This window comes from Seonamhaeicola marinus, assembly GCF_008085455.1.
Map to the genome: position 1 here is coordinate 1 of NZ_VSDQ01000708.1, position 1,132 is coordinate 1,132.

Here is a 1,132-nt window from a genome sequence, read left to right on the forward strand (position 1 = left end):
GTTTTTGCTTCCCGCTAATTCAAATGCCATTTGTGTGTTGTTGCTTGGTTTATAGCTTCCGTTTATAACAGCCAATTGTAGTTTAGTTGGTGCTACAAGTTGCACAATAGGTTCATAATTACCTTGGCCAATGCCCACATACTCATAAATATTATTAATAGCGTTGCTGTTACTAATAACATAGCTGCCTAAGTTGGTGCCAACTTGGGTAAATGTAACGCGGTAAAGTACATCATTGGGGTTATTTGAAAAAACAAAAGCCTCAATACCGTTAATAAGTTCTTTTTTATATAGAATACGGTTTTCGTTAGCCGATTCTTCAATTTCTGAAGGTGCAACCATTTGCGTTCTATCATCACCTGCTGCTGATAAAATTTGTACTTGTTCTTCTGATAGATTTTGTTGTAATGGTTGGTTTTTTGCATCGTTTTCAGAATATACTGAAACGCCAATTTTCAATTTTTCATTTTCAATACGGCCACCACCAAAGCCAACAAAGCGCGAGTAATTACGTTCGCTAAACTGATAATCAACAGTAATACGCATTTCAGAAGTAATAGGAAATGTAGCATTAAAAATAATTTCGCCAGCATTATAATCAATAATATAATCTTGGTCTTCACCACGTTTTACAGCTACGCCATTAACGTAAACGGTTTCACTACCCGAAACAATAAGTACAAAAAGCTCACCGTTTGGCCCTTGTAACTTGTAGGGGCCTTGGTTGCCCTCTTGTGCTGTAAACTGGCTACGGGTAAATTGACCACGTACTATAGCACCAGCAGCAAATAGGTTAGTTTTGGTGTTTTGGCCTTCTATATTGGCATTAATTGATAGGCCTTGTACGCGTTTTGAAAAATTTGCAAAAGTAGAATTGCTATTTTGTAAATCAATATCGCCCGCTCGTATATTCCAAGTATCACTAAATAACTCAATAAAAACTTGGTCAAACTCATCTAAACGTTGGCTATAGCCACTTTCTTGTAAAGGTATGTTAGCATCTTGTATTGAGGCTCTAAGTGACACTTTTTCGTTTAATTTCCCTGTAATTTGTAAATCTAATTCACTATTAACTACAGCATTTTGGTTGTTTCCAATGGTTACACCTCTAGAAATACTGCCCGATGTTGTT

1 pseudogene is annotated in these 1,132 nt (G+C 36.4%); it reads right to left on the reverse strand.

Features of this window, described 5'->3' with window-relative positions:
- Positions 1–1,132: pseudogene (locus tag FUA24_RS17270) on the reverse strand (hypothetical protein); the annotation flags it as partial.